We start from the raw sequence: 16,523 nt of genomic DNA on the forward strand, positions 1-16,523 counted from the left end.
ACGCGGTTTATGCATTCCACAAAAACCTTTAGACAGGCCAGCTTTGCTGGCCTGATTGTCCTCTTTCTGTCTGGTTGTGCCGGAGTTGCGCAGAAAGACGGGGCGCCAGCTAATCCCAGAGATGTCAGTGATATTCCCGATGCGATTCCGGTGGTTCATCAGGGCGCCATAAAAAACTCGCCTTACCAGCATGATGGTGTTCTGTACGAACCGATGATGTCAGCCAATGAGTATTCGGAAGTGGGCATTGCTTCCTGGTACGGCACCAAGTTTCATGGCAAACAGACGGCGAATGGCGAAGTCTATGACCTTTATGGCATGACTGCAGCCCATAAAACATTGCCTTTGCCATCCTATGTCAAAGTGACCAACAGGGCTAACGATCGTTCTGTTGTGCTAAGGGTGAATGATCGTGGACCGTTTGTTGAAGACCGGGTGATTGATCTTTCCTTTGCTGCGGCGAAGAAACTGGGATTTGCCGAGGACGGCATTACAGAAGTTCTGGTTGAAGGTATAGATGTAGGGGCATTTGCAGCAGCGCACATTGAAGGTGAGCATCAGGAAGTGTTTTTGCAGATGGCAGCCTTTAGCAATTATCATAATGCCCAGGTGATGCGACGACAGTTGTCTGCTTCTACCGATACTCCGGTGAAAATAGTAAAAAGTGAAAACGAAGAAGAACTTTTGTACAAAGTAAGAATTGGTCCGGTGCAGACACCGGAGCATATGGAAGCGCTGCTGGATACATTGGAAGCGGGACGATTTGACTCGCCGTATCTGGTTTACGAAACCGTTGCACAATAACTTATTACTTTTAATCGACGGGCGGGATTATAATGTCCCGTTATTGAAAAATTTCAGAGCTGTTTCTTAATGATCAAAAGAAAACACCCTGCCCGGCGTTTGGCTGGGTTGGTCACAATGATGTTTTGCCTGAGTACCGGTATTGCCCGGGTTCAGGCTTCTGCATTGATTCCTGCGGCCCCGAAACTGGGCTCTAAAAGTTACATCCTGATGGATGCCGACAGCGGTGAAATTCTGGCTGCCGAGAAAATCGACGAACCCATGCATCCGGCCAGTCTGACCAAAATGATGACGTCGTACATTGGCGAAGCGGAAGTGGCCGCGGGCAACATCGGACGCAGTGATAAGGTACTGGTGAGTGAAAAAGCCTGGCGTATGGGCGGCTCTACCATGTTTATCGAAGTGGGCGACCGTGTGCCGGTTGAGGAGCTGCTGAAAGGCATTATCATTGTTTCCGGTAATGACGCCAGCGTTGCACTGGCCGAGCATATTGCCGGTAGCGAAGAAGGCTTTTCCCAGATGATGAATGGCACTGCGCGCAAGCTCGGCATGGTGAATACCCATTTTGTTAATTCATCCGGCTGGCCCGCAGAGGACCACTATTCTACAGCCCGGGACCTGGCGGTTTTGTCCAAACACATTGTTCAGGACTATCCGGAAGACTATCACCTGTATGCACAGAAATATTTCCAGTACGGTGTGAACAAGCGTACTGGAGAGCCTCTGCGCCGTCAGGCGAATCGCAACCGTTTGCTGTGGACGAATCCCAGTGTCGATGGTCTGAAAACCGGTCATATTGAAGCTACCGGTTACCATTTGGCTGCTACTGCCCTGCGCGATAATCGTCGTTTGATCACGGTCATCATGGGCTCCAACAGTGAGAAACAGCGTGCCGAGGAAGCCCAGAAGCTGCTGACATACGGCTTCCGCTTTTTCGAAAACGTCGATGTTAAACGCGGTGGCCAGCCGCTGGAGTCGGTTCGAATCTGGAAAGGTGCCGAGGATGAAGTCAATGTCATGATCGAAAAAGACCTGATTGTGACCGTGCCGCGTGGTACAGGGAAAGATCTGACAGCGGTTTTGAAGGTGGATTCCACCATTGAAGCCCCGATTACCCGTGGTCAGCCACTGGGTAGTCTGAAAGTAATGCGCGGCGAAGAAGTTGTGAAAGAAGTGCCACTGCTGGCACAGCGTTCTGTAGAACGTGGCGGCTTCTTCAAGCGTGTTTGGGACAGCATTGTGATGTTCTTTAGTAACCTGTTTTAAGCAGTATTGCTAACTGTTATGAAGCTTCGCGATCGGACAGACTATATTCTGTCCGCTTCTTATGATTTTTGCTCCTGAAGCAGTTAATTTAAGGAGCTTCATTGTTTATTCAGAGTTTTGTGAAAATTAATGGCTGAACAGCAACCGCAACCACCAAAAATTGAATTTCCCTGTGACTACGAAATCCGCATTATGGGCAATGCCGCCCCGGATTTTAAAGATGTCTGCGTAGAAGTTATCAGAAAGCACGCAGCTGACTACGATGGTAACTGTCGCGTGAAACCAAGCCGTGCCGGTAACTTCGAGTCTGTCATGGTTAAAATTATCGCGACTGGTGAAGACCAGCTCAGGGCCATTTATGAAGACCTGAAAGCGACGGGTCGGGTGAAAATGGTGCTCTGATGCCTGTAGAGGGGGATAACATCAGGGAAGAGGGGGAAGCGAACAGCATTTCTACTGCTGTTCAGGCATTGCCACTGAACATAAGAATGCTGGGCAGGCAGGCCTACGAGCCGGTCTGGCAGGCGATGAAAGCATTTACAGAAACCCGTAATGAAGCCACTGTCGATGAGCTTTGGTTTGTGGAGCATGATCCTGTATTTACTCAGGGACAGGCGGGCAAAGCCGAGCATGTTCTGAAACCCGGCGATATTCCGGTGGTTCAGGTGGATCGCGGTGGGCAGGTGACCTATCACGGCCCAGGACAGCTGGTCGTTTATCTGCTTCTGGACGTTAAACGTTCCCGCAAAGGACCAAGAGCCATTGTTTCAGGGATAGAGCAGGCCATTATCAACGTGCTGCATACTTACGGGATTGAGTCCTGTGCCCGGGCGGATGCCCCCGGAGTCTATATTCAGGGTGCTAAAATAGCGGCTCTGGGGCTTCGGTTTCGAAAACAGCGGTCCTACCATGGATTGAGCTTTAATCTTGATATGGACATGGAGCCTTTCAGCCGGATAAATCCTTGTGGTTATGAGGGGTTGAAAGTAGCACAGCTGGCTGATTACGTTACAGCGTTTAATAAACAGGATGTTATCGATAAACTATTACGCAGTCTTATGGATGAGCTGGGTTACGATCGTATAGAAATAACAGGTCAGGGTCTGCCCAGAACCTGAACCAAAAGATTAAGTCTGGAGTGGGAAATGTCGGGTCATACAACATCAACAGAGAGCGGGCTGATTCCTACAGTACAGGTTGAACCGGCAGTCAAAGTAGAAAGTGGTACCAAGTTTGTTAACGATAACGGTATCACAGCCATCAAGAATGGTATTAAAGCCAGTCATCAGGATCCTGCTCCGGTCATGCGTAAACCGGAATGGCTTCGGATTAAAGCGCAGTACGGTACCGGGTTTAAAAAAGTAAAAAGCACGGTTCATCAGCATAAACTCAGCACGGTTTGTGAAGAAGCCATGTGTCCGAATATCAACGAATGCTGGAGTGCGGGCACTGCCACCATTATGTTGATGGGGGATGTTTGTACCCGTGCCTGCAAATTCTGTGCTGTGAATACCGGCAACCCGAAAGGCTGGCTGGATGCCGATGAACCCGAACATACGGCCATCAGCGTAAAGCTGATGAATCTGAAATATCTGGTGCTGACTTCGGTGAACCGGGATGATTTGGAAGACGGTGGTGCAGGGCACTATGCCGAAGTCGTGCGCAGGGTCAAAGCCGAAAACCCTGAAACCGACGTGGAAGTGCTGACTCCGGATTTCATGGGGGTGATGACTGACGTCGAGAAAGTGATGGACAGCGGTATCTCGGTGTTTGCCCAGAATGTTGAAACCGTTAATCGCCTTACACATCCGGTACGCGACCCTCGTGCCAGTTATGAGCAGACACTGGCTGTGCTTGCCCACGCTAAACAATATCGTCCTGATGTTCTCACTAAAACCAGCCTCATGCTGGGACTGGGTGAGACTGACGAGGAAATACTGGAAACCATGGATGATCTGCGTGCCATTGGGGTGGACATCATTACCTTTGGTCAGTATTTGCAGCCCACCAAAAACCACTTGCCGATAGAGCGTTATGTCACCCCCGAGCAGTTTGAGCAGTATCGTCAGTGGGGGCTGGAAAAGGGGTTTCTGGAAGTGGTTTCAGGTGCGCTGGTTCGTTCAAGTTATCGGGCAGAGCAGGTACTGCAAAAAAATAACGTGGGTTTATAACGGCTTTTCAGGTTTCAGGCAGCGTTTTTGGCTGCCTCTGATGGCTGATTATGAAGTAATACCAATCGCACTTTCAAAATCCCTATTGCGCAGCTATTTGAGTCCAATATTCTGCGTTGGGTATCGTCGCCATAGCTACGGCTATGACTCCTCTACCCGCCTTGCTTATTGGACTCAAATAGCTTGCTCATAACCGGCTTGCCATTCTCCGGAAAACAAAAAAAAACCATTTTGTTACAGTAGTTCTAAAATTAATCCGGTATCATTCACCACGTTAATCAGGGTAGATACATTTCTTTTCCTGTCCATGCTGTTGAAAACGTCTGGCAGTTTAAGGGCATATGGACGGCTGGTACGGTTTGAGCCGTTGAGAATAAAAGAGTTTTTATCTGCCGCTGACGGCATGATGAAAAGCCTCTGTAATTAAATTGTGAGCCATGTTTTTAAAACCATATTTTACTGAACTCGATAACAATAAATTTTCTTTCAGTCGGCAGCAGTCCAGCGATTTTGCCAAATGCGTAGCGAACGACTTCAACCCGATTCATGACATTGATGCCAGAAAGTTCTGCGTGCCGGGTGATTTGCTGTTTGCCAAAATCCTCACCAGTCAGGGTTTGTACGAAACCATGGAAGTCAACTTCAATGGTATGGTGGGTGGCGAAACCGAGCTATCGATTGTTGCAGACCACAATGAGCAGTTGCTCATTGTGGATGACAATGAAAAAGAGTACCTGAGCATTCGTCACAGTGGAGCATCCTCACAGGATCAGGCGCTGATTGAGCAGCTGATTCGCAGCTATGTGGCCTTTTCCGGCGAAAACTTCCCTCATGTGCTGGTCCCGTTGATGAAAGACAACAATGTCATGATCAATGCTGTCCGTCCGCTGGTGATGTATGAAAGCATGTCGGTACAGCTTGATCGTCTGAACCTGACGAACCTGACTCTGGAGTCGACAGACAGCCATCTGGAAGTGTCTGGCAAGCGAGGTAAAGTGACCTTGTATTTTGTGTTCAAAGACGGTGGTAAACGGGTGGGTAAAGGTAAAAAAACCATGCTGCTTTCCGGTTTGCGTGAGTATGAACAAAGCGCTGTTGAACAGTTGATTAATAGTTACTCTGAACGCAAACAACAGTTTGCAGCCTGAAAGCCTGCACCGGACGGGAAGTAACGGTTTGCTCTGAAGAACAGCAGTCAATTACGGCAGAATGTGCCAAGGTAATCGGGAGGCTATAGCTTCCCGTTTTTTTTGGGGGAACATATAAGTCATTGCTATGCTCTAATCGCTGTCTCGGAAAATAGAGGATGTGGGCGGTATGAGTAATAGTATAAGTAATAAATGTATCCTGATTCTGGTTCTGCTTTTCTCGTCAATGACCTTGACGGTTGAAGCAAAGGTTGTCGCGCTTGTTTTTCATAATTCATACTGTCAGTCAATTCCCGAAGTACTTGAGTCTTATAAGGCAGCGGTCAGGAAAAAGGGGTACGATGTGGTTGACTTGTGTGTTTCAACCATGTCGGACTATGAATTGAAAAGAAGCATTGAGGTGGAAGCTGAAAAAAAGACTATAAGATGGACTGATATTGAAGGCGTTAATATTGTCGGATCGGTGGTTAATACCGTGCTGGATACTTCATTATCCAAAAATATTAAACAACCGCTGCCTTCTGTGTCCAGGCTGGTATTTGATGACTTCCGGTTCTCGTATAACAATACTTTGCTAACCGGCGTAGAGTCCGGTTTTTTTATGCCCAGTCGGGTGCGTTGGGTTTCTCAGTTATTTGCAAACAATCCTCCTCTGAAGCAAGTTGTTGAAGGATTGTCAGAGGCTGAAGACCATCTAGCTGCTCCAGAGGAAGTGAGTTGTGGCAGGCGTTTCAGTGATGAGCTGCTTACATGGTTGAATAGGAGGAAAGTCAGGATGACTGATAACTGGTCTTCTTTTCCAGATGGGCTCGGCTGGAATCTGATGGTTTATGTATCTACTGTCAGTCTCTGGTACATTACCGGCGAAAGTCGAGTGGCAGAGGGATACTCAAGAACTAACAGGCAGCAAACGACTTGTGACAAAGTGATGTATAGTATCTTCATTTATCCGGCGTTTGCCATTTTTAATATGCACTCGACCTATCACCTTGCAAATCATGTTTTTGGCAGTTCGCTGCCAAATGATCAGTCAGGCTGGAAAAGGTACGTTTTAAATAAAAGGTTGTTGGTTGACGGTTTGGCTAAACAGCTTTTTTGCCCTGAAAATTTCCTGATGAAGGCACAAAAAAAACCGTCCTCTTCTCAGTGGAAAAGGGACTATCATGCTTTATAAACTCCTCCTCCAGCTACATTAAGGATCAGTCCTGAAATAACTTCCCGATTATTCAGTTTTAGTTCGTCATCCCCGCGAAGGCGGGGATCCACTGTTCGTGGTGGATTCCCACCTTCGTGGGAATGACGGAAATACGGAAGTTATTTTGGGACTATTCCTAAGTCAGACGGCAGTAGAATCCAAAGACAGATCGAAGGCCATGAGTCGTGAGACGACAAAGGGCTTTTTGCTCTTCGTTCACTACCAGTGGTAGGAGACAATACGGGGTTCGGGCGATCAGCCAAGGTCAGTTTGTATACAGGGTCTGAGCCACTAAAAAAATACCGTCCATTACAGGTTTACTGCCTGTGTGAAGCATGGTTCAGGCTTCAAGAATTTTCATCGTACGGGGTGGACAATTACTGCCCATGACTGTTTGTGGAGCAGAGTAAAAAGCGCCGGGAGGCGCTTCAGGAACTGTTTATCCACTGTTGCCCGGGTGGCGGCTCAACGAATTTCAGTCAGGACATCTTCCATCGGAAAGCGGGCTTTAATGGTTCTATCCGGCTGGTTAAAGTCTTCCGGGTCGCGATGGCCAATAGCAACCATGGCAACACTGGTTAGTCCTTTTTCATTCAGACCCAGCAGTTGATCCATTTCTTCTGGGTGAAAACCTTCTATCGGGCACGAGTCCAGATCCAGCAAGGCGGCAGACATCAGCAACTGGCCCAGAGGCAAATAAATCTGATGCTTCACCCAGTTGGCGCGTTCTGCCGGTTCCATACTGTTCAGGTAGTTGTTCAGGTAGGCAAGGCGCGTCTCATTCAATGGCTCGCCACGAACATCAGCTGTTAACGCTTCAACTTTTTTCACATCGTCCGGCGTAAAATCGGTTTTTGCTGTGAAAATGAAAATATGAGAAGCAGAGGTCATTTTGCCTTTGTTGCTGTCCCAGCAAACATCGACCAGCTTTTCGCGGAACTCCGCACTGCTGATGACAAAGAAATGCCAGGGCTGGCTATTAATTGAAGACGGAGCCAGTCTCAGGGTTTCCTTGAGAATCTCAATTTTTTCTTCATCCGCCACCCGGTTCGGGTCGAACATTTTGGTGCTATAGCGATTGGCAAGCAAATTGACAATATTAACGGTCATCAGTAGCTCCTGCATCAGGATGGTATTCCTCTGGTGTGTGTTGTACAGAGGTGCCATCGGAAAATCCATACTCTTTACTGCTTTTTGATATACTCCGGTGTCTTCATAAAGGAACACGCGCAGGGCTGACACTGCGTTAAGAACAACAACAGGAAATAACTGAAGAAGTAACAGGAAGGAATGTAACCATGCCCGCATACCGTTCGAGAACCTCGACCCATGGTCGCAATATGGCTGGAGCTCGCTCACTCTGGCGTGCGACGGGTATGAAGGATGACGATTTTAACAAGCCAATCATTGCGGTGGCGAATTCCTTTACCCAGTTTGTACCGGGACATGTGCACCTGAAAGACATGGGGCAGCTGGTCGCCCGGGAAATTGAAAAGCACGGTGGTGTCGCCAAGGAATTCAATACCATTGCCATTGATGACGGTATTGCCATGGGGCATGACGGTATGCTCTATTCCCTGCCCAGTCGGGATCTCATTGCAGATTCGGTGGAGTACATGGTGAATGCCCATACCGCCGATGCTCTGGTGTGTATATCCAACTGCGACAAAATCACTCCGGGGATGCTCAATGCAGCATTGAGATTGAATATTCCGGTGATTTTTGTTTCCGGTGGCCCAATGGAAGCAGGCAAAACCAAACTGGCAAATCATGGTCTGGATCTGGTGGATGCCATGGTTATTGCCGCTTCGGATGCCAGTGATGAAACCGTCGCTGAATATGAACGCTCTGCCTGTCCTACCTGTGGTTCCTGTTCAGGCATGTTCACAGCTAATTCCATGAACTGTCTGACGGAAGCTCTGGGGTTGTCGTTACCTGGCAATGGCTCAATGCTGGCGACCCATGCAGACCGGCGGGGGCTTTTTGAAGAGGCCGGACGTCGTATTGTCGAAATCACCAAACGTTATTACGAGCAGGACGATGAGGGTGTTCTGCCGCGCAGTGTTGCCAGCTATCAGGCTTTTGAGAATGCCATGAGTCTGGATATTGCTATGGGCGGTTCAACCAATACCATTCTGCACTTGCTGGCAGCGGCTCAGGAAGGACAGGTGGATTTCACCATGAAGGACATTGATGTTCTGTCCCTCAAAGTGCCCCAGCTGTGTAAAGTGGCACCTAATACCCAAAAGTACCATATGGAAGATGTGCATCGCGCTGGTGGTGTGATGGGTATTCTGGGCGAGCTGGATCGTGCCGGTTTATTGAATAATGAAATACCGACGGTGCACAGTGCATCGTTTGCCGAGGCCTTGCAGAAGTGGGATATCAAACGTACAGAGGATGAATCGGTTAAATCCTTCTATCGCGCAGGCCCAGCCGGTATTCGAACAACCGAAGCCTTTAGTCAGGCTACTCGCTGGGACACACTGGATGATGATCGTGAGAGTGGCTGCATCCGTAGCCTGGAACACGCTTTCAGTCTGGAAGGTGGTCTTGCGGTTCTGACCGGCAATATCGCTAAAGACGGCTGTGTGGTGAAAACCTCGGGTGTTGATGACAGCATTCTGGTATTTGAAGGCTCTGCCCATATTTGTGAAAGTCAGGAAGACGCGGTGAATGACATTCTTGAAGGCAGGGTGAAGTCCGGAGATGTGGTCATTGTTCGATACGAAGGCCCTAAAGGTGGCCCGGGCATGCAGGAAATGCTGTATCCAACCAGTTACCTGAAGTCCAAAGGGCTGGGCAAGGAGTGTGCACTGCTGACAGACGGACGTTTCTCTGGCGGAACCTCCGGCTTATCGATTGGTCACGCCTCGCCGGAAGCGGCTGCAGGTGGAGCTATTGGGCTGGTTGAGCAGGGCGATCGGATTCGGATTGATATACCAAACCGAACGATTGACGTGCTGGTGTCTGATGAAGTATTGGCGCAGCGCCGTCAGGCAATGGATGCTAAAGGCAAGGCTGGCTGGAAGCCGCTGAAAGATCGACCACGCAAGGTGTCGGCAGCTTTGAAAGCCTATGCTGCCATGGTGACCAGTGCGGATAAAGGCGCTATCAGGGATATTTCAGCTCTGGATTAATTCTCTTTATCAAACGCAAATAAAAGCCACCCTGAAACACGTATTCAGGGTGGCTTTGTTAATCATTTTCTTACTGTTTGACCATTGCCTTATTGAATAACAATTCTCAGGGCAACCAGTATCAGAAACAGTCCACATAAGCGATTAATCAGTAAGCCTTGCTTTCGCAGGGTTGGTAATACGGCGGAATGACCGGCAACCGAAGCAATCAGGCAATACCAGATACCATCACACAGAGTAGCCATCAATGCCATGAGCAGCTGGGTGGTGCGGGTTGATTCCGGAGTCACAAACTGGCTGAACAGTGCCAGAAAGAAAACAGCGATTTTAGGGTTTAAAAACGCAATCAGAAAACCGTCTCTTGCTGCCTGATACAGAGGCAGATTGTTTTCCTGTTTAACGGCATCGGGGGTGATGCTGCCCTTGGAAATAATGGATTGATAACCCAGCCAGGCCAGATAGCCTGCTCCGACAATCGTCATTACTTTCAGTAACTGGGGTGACTCTGTGATCACTACTGCCAGACCTGCTGCAACAAGAAAGGCATAAAGCCCAATGCCTGCAGCATGAGATGTCGCTGTTATCAGTCCGTGCAATTTCGAGCCCTGAACCGTGTATTTCATCACCGCAACAAGACTGGGACCGGGAGAAATAGCACCAAGAACACAGATGGTTAACAATGATAACCAGGCAGAGGTTTCCATAATACAGCCTTTGGAAGAACGAGGAGGGGAGCAGCTTGCTCCCCTTTGATTATTGGAATAGTTAACCGGCAGAGTATATCGGTTTATAGATTCTGAATCAGCAGCAGTAAAATCAGCCCCGGACAGACAAGGCGGGTGTACCAGGGCCAGATTTTCCAGAACAGACTGCTTTCAAGTTCCGGGTAACCCTGACTGAGCTCGGATAGCAAGCGATCCTGCCGTATCACCCAGCTACCGTAAATCGCAATCATTAAGCAAAGTAGAGGCTGCATGTACTGGGTGGCGAAGGTCACTGCCAAACCCAGCAGTGTGTCAATGTGAACAATTATTACGCTGGAAATCGCTGCAGAAACAAGCGACAGCAGCCAGCAGGCTCTCTGACGCACAAGTGACAGGCGCTCTACCATGGCTGCAATGACCGGTTCCATCATGGAAATGGATGACGTCAGGGCGGCAATAGTCAGCAATAGGAAAAATGCTGCTGCCACAAGCTGGCCAACCATTCCCAGCTGATCAAACAAGGTGGGCAGAACATTGAATACCAGCTTGTCTGCACTGTATAGGTGCCCTTGAGCATTGAATATTTCAACGCCCTGATGCGTGGCAGCGTACATGCAGGGAATGATTAGCATGCCTGCCAGAAAAGCAACAGAGCTATCCACCAGTGTCACCTGAAGTGCGGTTTTGGGCAGATTGGCTTTTCTGCTCAGATACGACCCGTAAACCATCATGCATCCGGTACCCAGAGACATGGAAAAGAAAGACTGCCCCAGAGCGCTGATCAGCAGCTTGTGATCCAGAATACGGGAAAAGTCGGGCAACAGGTAAACCCTGAGTCCTTCCATACCACCGGGACGAGTGAGGGCAAAGGCAATCAATACCGCCAGCAGAACAAACAAAGAAGGCATCAGTCTATTGCACCATCGCTCAATACCGTCTTTTACGCCTTCAGTCACAATCAGGGTGGTCAGCGTCATAAACAACAGGGTGACGACAATGGAGCTGGATGTTGTAAAGCCTGACAACCATTGGCTGACACCGGTCATACCTGCGAGACTGGCAACCGGAGCGATTGAAAAGCCAATAAACCAGCCTCCTACAATGCTGTAGAAGCTGTAGATCAGGGTCATGGTCAGCAGACCTGCAACTGCCGTTCCTGCTCCAAGAAGGCGTAACGCCGGGAGTTTACTCAGGGAAGCCATGGCAGAAATATTATTACTCTGCCGGTATCGGCCTATGTTCAGCTCTGCAACCAGTGTGGGATAAGCAAGAATAAAAGAGAAACACAGATAAACCAGCGTAAACGCTGCACCACCGTTTTCTGCTGTCTGGATGGGAAAACTCCAGATATTTCCAACACCAACAGCGCAACCGGCTGCTGCGATAATAAACCCGATGCGGGAACTGAACTGCTCCCGTTCGACCTCGTGGGCAGGGTCGTTGCTACAGTTTGTCATTGTTCTGGGCAAAGCCTTTACTCCGGACACTGGCGCAGTCATGAAGGATTCACTTCAATGCTCGGACTCGTTTGCCTGTGTTCCTGTTAATAGAGGCAAACGAACTCTTGTGCTGAGGGCAATGACTTTATGCCAACAGCAGCAAGACCTCCTTTTGCTGGGACCCGGATACTATAGCAGTCTTCTTGGCGAGAGCAGTTCTCTCAGCGAGCAGGCCGGATAAACAGCAGGGGCTTGCCTTTTTCCAGAACGTAGGGGTAAGCAATGGTGGCATTGTTATCACCGGTGCCCACTTCGTCCGGAGCCAGATAAAGGTAGACCCAGCCGGGCAGTCTGGCACTCAGCTTTTGGTAGAAGACATTTTCACTGATGCTTTCCAGACCTTCCCCCTGAGTAATGGCCAGTCTCGGGTAGGCATCATTGTCTTCGGAAGGAAAGAACCAGGCGGGTTGTCCGGCAATACTGTAATAAGAGAAAAACGGTGCCTGATCGACGGCTACCGGTTCCGGTACATAAAGGCTCAGAACACAATTAAGGCGGGCAAAGTTACAGATGCCTCCGGACTGTTCCAGATACCACTGCTTGAAAGCCAGTCCGTTCAGCTCAAAAGGTTTCCTGATGGCCTGAGCCTTGTATCCCATTTCTTCGAGAATGGCCAGCGATGCTCTGCCGAGCATGGCTTCCATCTTGTCTCTTGCCCTGCCTTCATTGTCAGCCATCTCATCAGGCATCCAGGCGAACAGGCGGTGGTCGCTGTAATGGCTGGCACCGGGTACCGACCAGCCCCAGTAAAAGCTTTCAAAAGCTCCATAGGGCTGAACATTAACCCCTACTATTCCACTGCCGCTACCGTAAGCAGGGTGGGATATATTCCCCAGTTTATTATCCTGAAGCTTGCCTTCTTTATCATAAGCGCCGCTGGGCAGCTGCTGATCGTGTATCTGCTGACTCATGCCGGCAGAATGAACCATGTTTTTGGCTTTGGACCATTCATCGTTGTAGGAAGATTGGTTATACATGGCGCAGCCTGTCATCATCGCTGTGGCTATGACCAGCAGGTAACGGATTGTCATGCCGTTGTCTCCTCTCCTCTCCTGAGCGCTTATGAGAACTACCCGTCACTGGATAGTTATTGATTAGGCTTTAGCCGTTTCTGTCATTCGGGGCATCGGCCGGGCAAAAGCCGCCTTTATGGAATAACGATCCTTGTTGCAAATACTTCTAGTAAGGCTCTGTCTTTAGTATGATAGGTAGTAACCACAATGCTTTTTGGGGTTGTTACAGAGTGAAAAAAACTCTGCTTTTCGAGAGCTGACTGTTTTTTGACCCTGCCTGCTTTTTTCGGGGTGCTACTGTCGGTCAGTTCCGGGTTAAGGATTTTTATCGATGCTGTCGGTGATAGAAGGCTTTATCAAAGATGTACCGAATAACAACTATATTGCTTTTCGTTTTGCTTCTTGCTGGTTGTGACCAGAGAACTCTACCTCCTAAAAACTATAAGCTGGACGAAGGGGTCATGACGCTTTTGCTTGATGCCAAGGAAGATGCCATCCGTCGCAAAGATGCTGCTGCGGTGAGAGGCTTTTATTCAAAGCATGTCGTCATGGATATTACGGGCCCGAAAGGTCAGATGTTTCAGGGTTCTTACAAAATGGTGTCCCGGCAGGCGGAAATAAATGCTGAATATGGCAGGGATTTTTATTCGGAAATTCTGGAACGAGTGGTTTATGTTTCAGCGAATCAGGATAAAGCGATAGTACAGCAGCGCATCAAGGAGTCCTGGCTGTTCAACTCCCACTTCAACGATGTCATGGTGGAATCCATTAACCGGATGGAGTGGGAGCTGGTGGATAACGTTCCGCAAATCACTCGCGTCAGCAAGCGTATTCTGGATCGCAAAGTATTGAACGAAGTTGACCGGCAATTACCGGCAGGGGAATACCTGTTAAACGACGCCTGATCAGATGACAGGCGCTCCTGCCAGTGTCATCGAGAGTGTCAGAAGCTCATCCCACTCGTTAATCTGGGTCAGTCCTTTTATGCCCTGATCAATGATGCCGACATGCTCCAGCATTTGTCGTAGTTCCCGTTCTGATTGACGACTCATTCCCTTTTCCAGAAGCCCCCGACGTTTCTTCAACATAAAAGGGGAAAAGCCATGGGCTTTAGCGGCCTGCTCAATCGCCAGCTCGGTACTGATACCTCTGGATTTAAGACGGCTGAGGTGGCACAACAAACGTACTTCTCTTGCCAGTGCCCAGAGAACAATGGGTGGCTCTATGCCTTCCGACCGGAGACCGCCCAGAATACGCACAGTATTCCTGACATCACCCTGCAAAGCCGTATCGGCCAGCTGAAAGACATCAAACCGGGCATTATCTGAGACCACTTCACGAACGGTTTCGACATCAATGGTGTTGCCATTGGCCAGCAGTTTGAGTTTTTCAATCTCCTGTGCTGCCGCCAGCAGGTTGCCTTCAATCCTTTCGGCCAGCAGTGCTACGGCATCTTTCGAGGCTTCATAACCTGCCATTTTAAAACGATGGGCAACCCAGCCCGGTAGCTGACGGTGTTCAACCGGCCAGATCTGGATGAACACACCGGCTTTTTCCAACTGCTGAAACCACTTGGCTTTCTGTGTTGCGGCATCCAGCCGGTCGGTAATGATCAGCAACAGATTATCCGGAGAAGGGTTTTGCAGATACTCCAGCAGTGCTTTGCGCCCTTTGTCTCCGGGTTTGCCATTGGGCATTCGCAGTTCGAGAATCTGCTTTTCAGCAAACAGGGAGAGCGAGTTAGCTGTTTCCAGAAACTCGCCCCAGTCAAAGCTGTTGTCGATATGGTAGGAGTGTCGCTCGGTAAACCCCTGCTGGCGAGCTTCCTGACGGATAGCATCGCAGCATTCTGAGATTTGCAGGGGTTCATCGCCACTGACGATGTAGAGACTGCCAAGCTGGCGCTGTAACTGCGCACCAAGCTGCTCAGGTTTTAATTTCATTCCCTGGCCTCAAGTGCCTCCAGTTCCTGTTTGCGAACCTCCCGGGCGCGTTCAGTTTCCTGACGCAGGGCATCGCCTGACATGGCCGCCACCCGACGAACTGTAGAGCTGATGATGTCCTGACGCAGTTCATTAAAGATAATGCGCTCTTCGTTGCTGGAAGCATTGGACTGGTTCTGGTTCTGGGTAAAGAAACGCTCGTTACGCAGCTCCATGGGGGCAAACAGTTTCAGGCCGTCATCGGTTTCCAGCTGATAGGTGACAGACAGGGTTAACAGCCGGTCATAACTGCCAGCAGCGGATTGAGAACGTTGCTCGGAATCCTGATTGATGCGGGTGACTACCAGGCGATAAGGTGCGTCATCGTTCATGCTGATGCCAGACAGGGTAAGTGCTCTGCGAAGATCCCGGACAAAGGTTCTGTCAGAACCGCTGACAGACAGTTCGGACAGCTCACTGGCAATATCCATTTGTCCCCGCAGCTGAAAACCGCATGCAGTTAACAGGCTGGTGATCAGTAACAATGGCAGAATGGCACTTTTGTATATGGCACTTCGGTGAAAGTGTATTGCTCGTTGTGTTGATAGCTGTCTGAACATGATCTCTCCATAGCACACAAGACCGACGGTTAATCGCCCAACAATAACATGCTGACCACTTGGGGTTAAAGGGAAGGATGTATCGCTAGCGCGGTTTTATTTTGTCAGGGTTTAAATTTTGTTTCTCCTCACCAAAAAAATAAAACAATATAGGCGGAGCTTTTCGATAATAAAGTGCTACATAAATTTGTGGAACCAAAGTATTTGTTATCTTGAATTTAAAGGCTATAAAATGACACTATGTAGTGTCCTTCATATAATTCTGAAAAATAATAAAAAGAGTTGAATGCCTCCATGCCTGAACTGCTTTTTTACAAAGAACCTGCGCCCCTGAATCGTGAAGCTCACAAGGCGTTGAAATATAAATCATCAACAGACTATCGCTTTACTGAAGATGTTAACTCTGTTCCATTGACGGGGATTGAATTTTTCGAAGCCAGCCGGGATATGCCGGTACTGTTCAGCAAAGATAATGAAGGTCATTATTTTCCTCTTGCATTGCTATCCCTGATGGAAGCCGGACATAAACAGCTGGACGACGGTGGTCGTTGGGAGAACAGCTATGTTCCGGCTTTTGTTCGTCGTTATCCTTTTGCCATGACGGACGAAGGAACGGTTTGTTTCGATAAAGCAGCCGGTCAAGTGGGTAAAGAGGAGGGCGATGCACTGTTTGATGAAGACGGTGAAAATTCAGAAACGCTGAGTAATATTATCAGTTTCCTCAACAACTACGATCAGCAATATAAAAATACCAGAGCCTACTGTGACGAATGTGACGAACTGGAACTGTTTACCCCTTTCAATTTGCAGGTGCTTGTCGATAAAGATAAACCACTGAGACTTGAAGGCCTTTATGCCATTGATGAAAAGAAGCTGGCTGAATTGCCAGAAGATAAAATCAATCACTGGTTTAAATCAGGATGGCTGGCATGGAGCTATGCACATCAGCATTCACTCGGAGCCTTAAAGCGGCTACTGAAAAAACAACAATAACAGAGAGAGTCACTCAATAAACAAAAAAACAGAAGAGGGCTTTTGCCC

General features: G+C 48.8%; 16 protein-coding genes. 10 read left to right on the plus strand and 6 right to left on the minus strand.

Going from position 1 to position 16,523, the window contains the following annotated elements:
- Positions 1-9 precede the first annotated feature (9 nt).
- The 7 genes from EZMO1_RS04745 (at position 10) to EZMO1_RS04775 (ending at position 6,563) form a co-directional block, all read left to right on the plus strand.
- Positions 10-804, plus strand: coding sequence for a septal ring lytic transglycosylase RlpA family protein (locus EZMO1_RS04745; RefSeq protein ID WP_051789845.1), 795 nt, complete (start codon positions 10-12; stop codon positions 802-804).
- Positions 805-903: 99 nt separating this feature from the next.
- Positions 904-2,070: a D-alanyl-D-alanine carboxypeptidase family protein gene (locus tag EZMO1_RS04750; RefSeq protein WP_244886728.1), complete on the plus strand. Its 1,167-nt coding sequence runs from the start codon at positions 904-906 to the stop codon at positions 2,068-2,070.
- Between the two features lie 129 nt (positions 2,071-2,199).
- On the plus strand, positions 2,200-2,472 hold the full coding sequence (locus tag EZMO1_RS04755) for an HP0495 family protein (RefSeq protein WP_034875093.1): 273 nt from the start codon (positions 2,200-2,202) through the stop codon (positions 2,470-2,472).
- Positions 2,472-3,188, plus strand: a complete 717-nt coding sequence (gene lipB, locus EZMO1_RS04760; protein ID WP_082211954.1) for a lipoyl(octanoyl) transferase LipB — start codon at positions 2,472-2,474, stop codon at positions 3,186-3,188. Before EZMO1_RS04755 ends, lipB begins: the two co-directional genes overlap by 1 nt.
- A 27-nt stretch (positions 3,189-3,215) precedes the next feature.
- Positions 3,216-4,241, plus strand: coding sequence for a lipoyl synthase (lipA, locus tag EZMO1_RS04765; protein WP_051789843.1), 1,026 nt, complete (start codon positions 3,216-3,218; stop codon positions 4,239-4,241).
- 437 nt (positions 4,242-4,678) lie between these two features.
- Positions 4,679-5,389, plus strand: coding sequence for a DUF3581 family protein (locus EZMO1_RS04770; RefSeq protein ID WP_034875091.1), 711 nt, complete (start codon positions 4,679-4,681; stop codon positions 5,387-5,389).
- Positions 5,390-5,558: 169 nt separating this feature from the next.
- On the plus strand, positions 5,559-6,563 hold the full coding sequence (locus tag EZMO1_RS04775; RefSeq protein ID WP_145912470.1) for a hypothetical protein: 1,005 nt from the start codon (positions 5,559-5,561) through the stop codon (positions 6,561-6,563).
- A gap of 486 nt (positions 6,564-7,049) precedes the next feature.
- On the opposite strand, the gene EZMO1_RS04780 is transcribed toward EZMO1_RS04775, so the two are convergent.
- Entirely contained in the window at positions 7,050-7,763 is a 714-nt protein-coding gene (locus tag EZMO1_RS04780) for a nitroreductase family protein (RefSeq protein WP_034875087.1), read from the minus strand.
- A gap of 119 nt (positions 7,764-7,882) precedes the next feature.
- On the opposite strand from EZMO1_RS04780, the gene ilvD reads away from it, so the two are divergent.
- On the plus strand, positions 7,883-9,724 hold the full coding sequence (gene ilvD, locus EZMO1_RS04785; RefSeq protein ID WP_034875084.1) for a dihydroxy-acid dehydratase: 1,842 nt from the start codon (positions 7,883-7,885) through the stop codon (positions 9,722-9,724).
- Positions 9,725-9,813: 89 nt separating this feature from the next.
- Here the strand turns inward: ilvD and EZMO1_RS04790 are convergent, their stop codons facing one another.
- From EZMO1_RS04790 to EZMO1_RS04800, 3 genes are all read right to left on the minus strand, one after another.
- Positions 9,814-10,428, minus strand: coding sequence for a LysE family translocator (locus EZMO1_RS04790; protein ID WP_034875082.1), 615 nt, complete (start codon positions 10,426-10,428; stop codon positions 9,814-9,816).
- A gap of 83 nt (positions 10,429-10,511) precedes the next feature.
- Positions 10,512-11,927, minus strand: a complete 1,416-nt coding sequence (locus tag EZMO1_RS04795) for a sodium-dependent transporter (protein ID WP_201772170.1) — start codon at positions 11,925-11,927, stop codon at positions 10,512-10,514.
- Positions 11,928-12,088: 161 nt separating this feature from the next.
- Positions 12,089-12,958, minus strand: a complete 870-nt coding sequence (locus EZMO1_RS04800; RefSeq protein WP_034875080.1) for a hypothetical protein — start codon at positions 12,956-12,958, stop codon at positions 12,089-12,091.
- A gap of 344 nt (positions 12,959-13,302) precedes the next feature.
- Between EZMO1_RS04800 and EZMO1_RS04805 the strand changes: the two genes are divergently transcribed.
- Positions 13,303-13,845 carry a hypothetical protein gene (locus tag EZMO1_RS04805; RefSeq protein WP_145912471.1) on the plus strand — a complete coding sequence of 181 codons (543 nt, stop codon included), beginning with the start codon at positions 13,303-13,305 and terminating at the stop codon, positions 13,843-13,845.
- Here the strand turns inward: EZMO1_RS04805 and holA are convergent, their stop codons facing one another.
- Both holA and EZMO1_RS04815 read right to left on the minus strand, forming a co-directional pair.
- The gene (gene holA, locus EZMO1_RS04810) at positions 13,846-14,883 is read right to left on the minus strand and encodes a DNA polymerase III subunit delta (protein WP_034875075.1); all 1,038 of its coding nucleotides are present in this window, start codon (positions 14,881-14,883) and stop codon (positions 13,846-13,848) included.
- On the minus strand, positions 14,880-15,482 hold the full coding sequence (locus EZMO1_RS04815) for an LPS-assembly lipoprotein LptE (protein WP_051789839.1): 603 nt from the start codon (positions 15,480-15,482) through the stop codon (positions 14,880-14,882). Before EZMO1_RS04815 ends, holA begins: the two co-directional genes overlap by 4 nt.
- Positions 15,483-15,776: 294 nt before the next feature.
- On the opposite strand from EZMO1_RS04815, the gene EZMO1_RS04820 reads away from it, so the two are divergent.
- On the plus strand, positions 15,777-16,475 hold the full coding sequence (locus tag EZMO1_RS04820; protein WP_034875073.1) for a SapC family protein: 699 nt from the start codon (positions 15,777-15,779) through the stop codon (positions 16,473-16,475).
- Positions 16,476-16,523: the final 48 nt, after the last annotated feature.

The organism is Endozoicomonas montiporae CL-33, assembly GCF_001583435.1.
Classification (GTDB): Bacteria; Pseudomonadota; Gammaproteobacteria; order Pseudomonadales; family Endozoicomonadaceae; genus Endozoicomonas_A; species Endozoicomonas_A montiporae.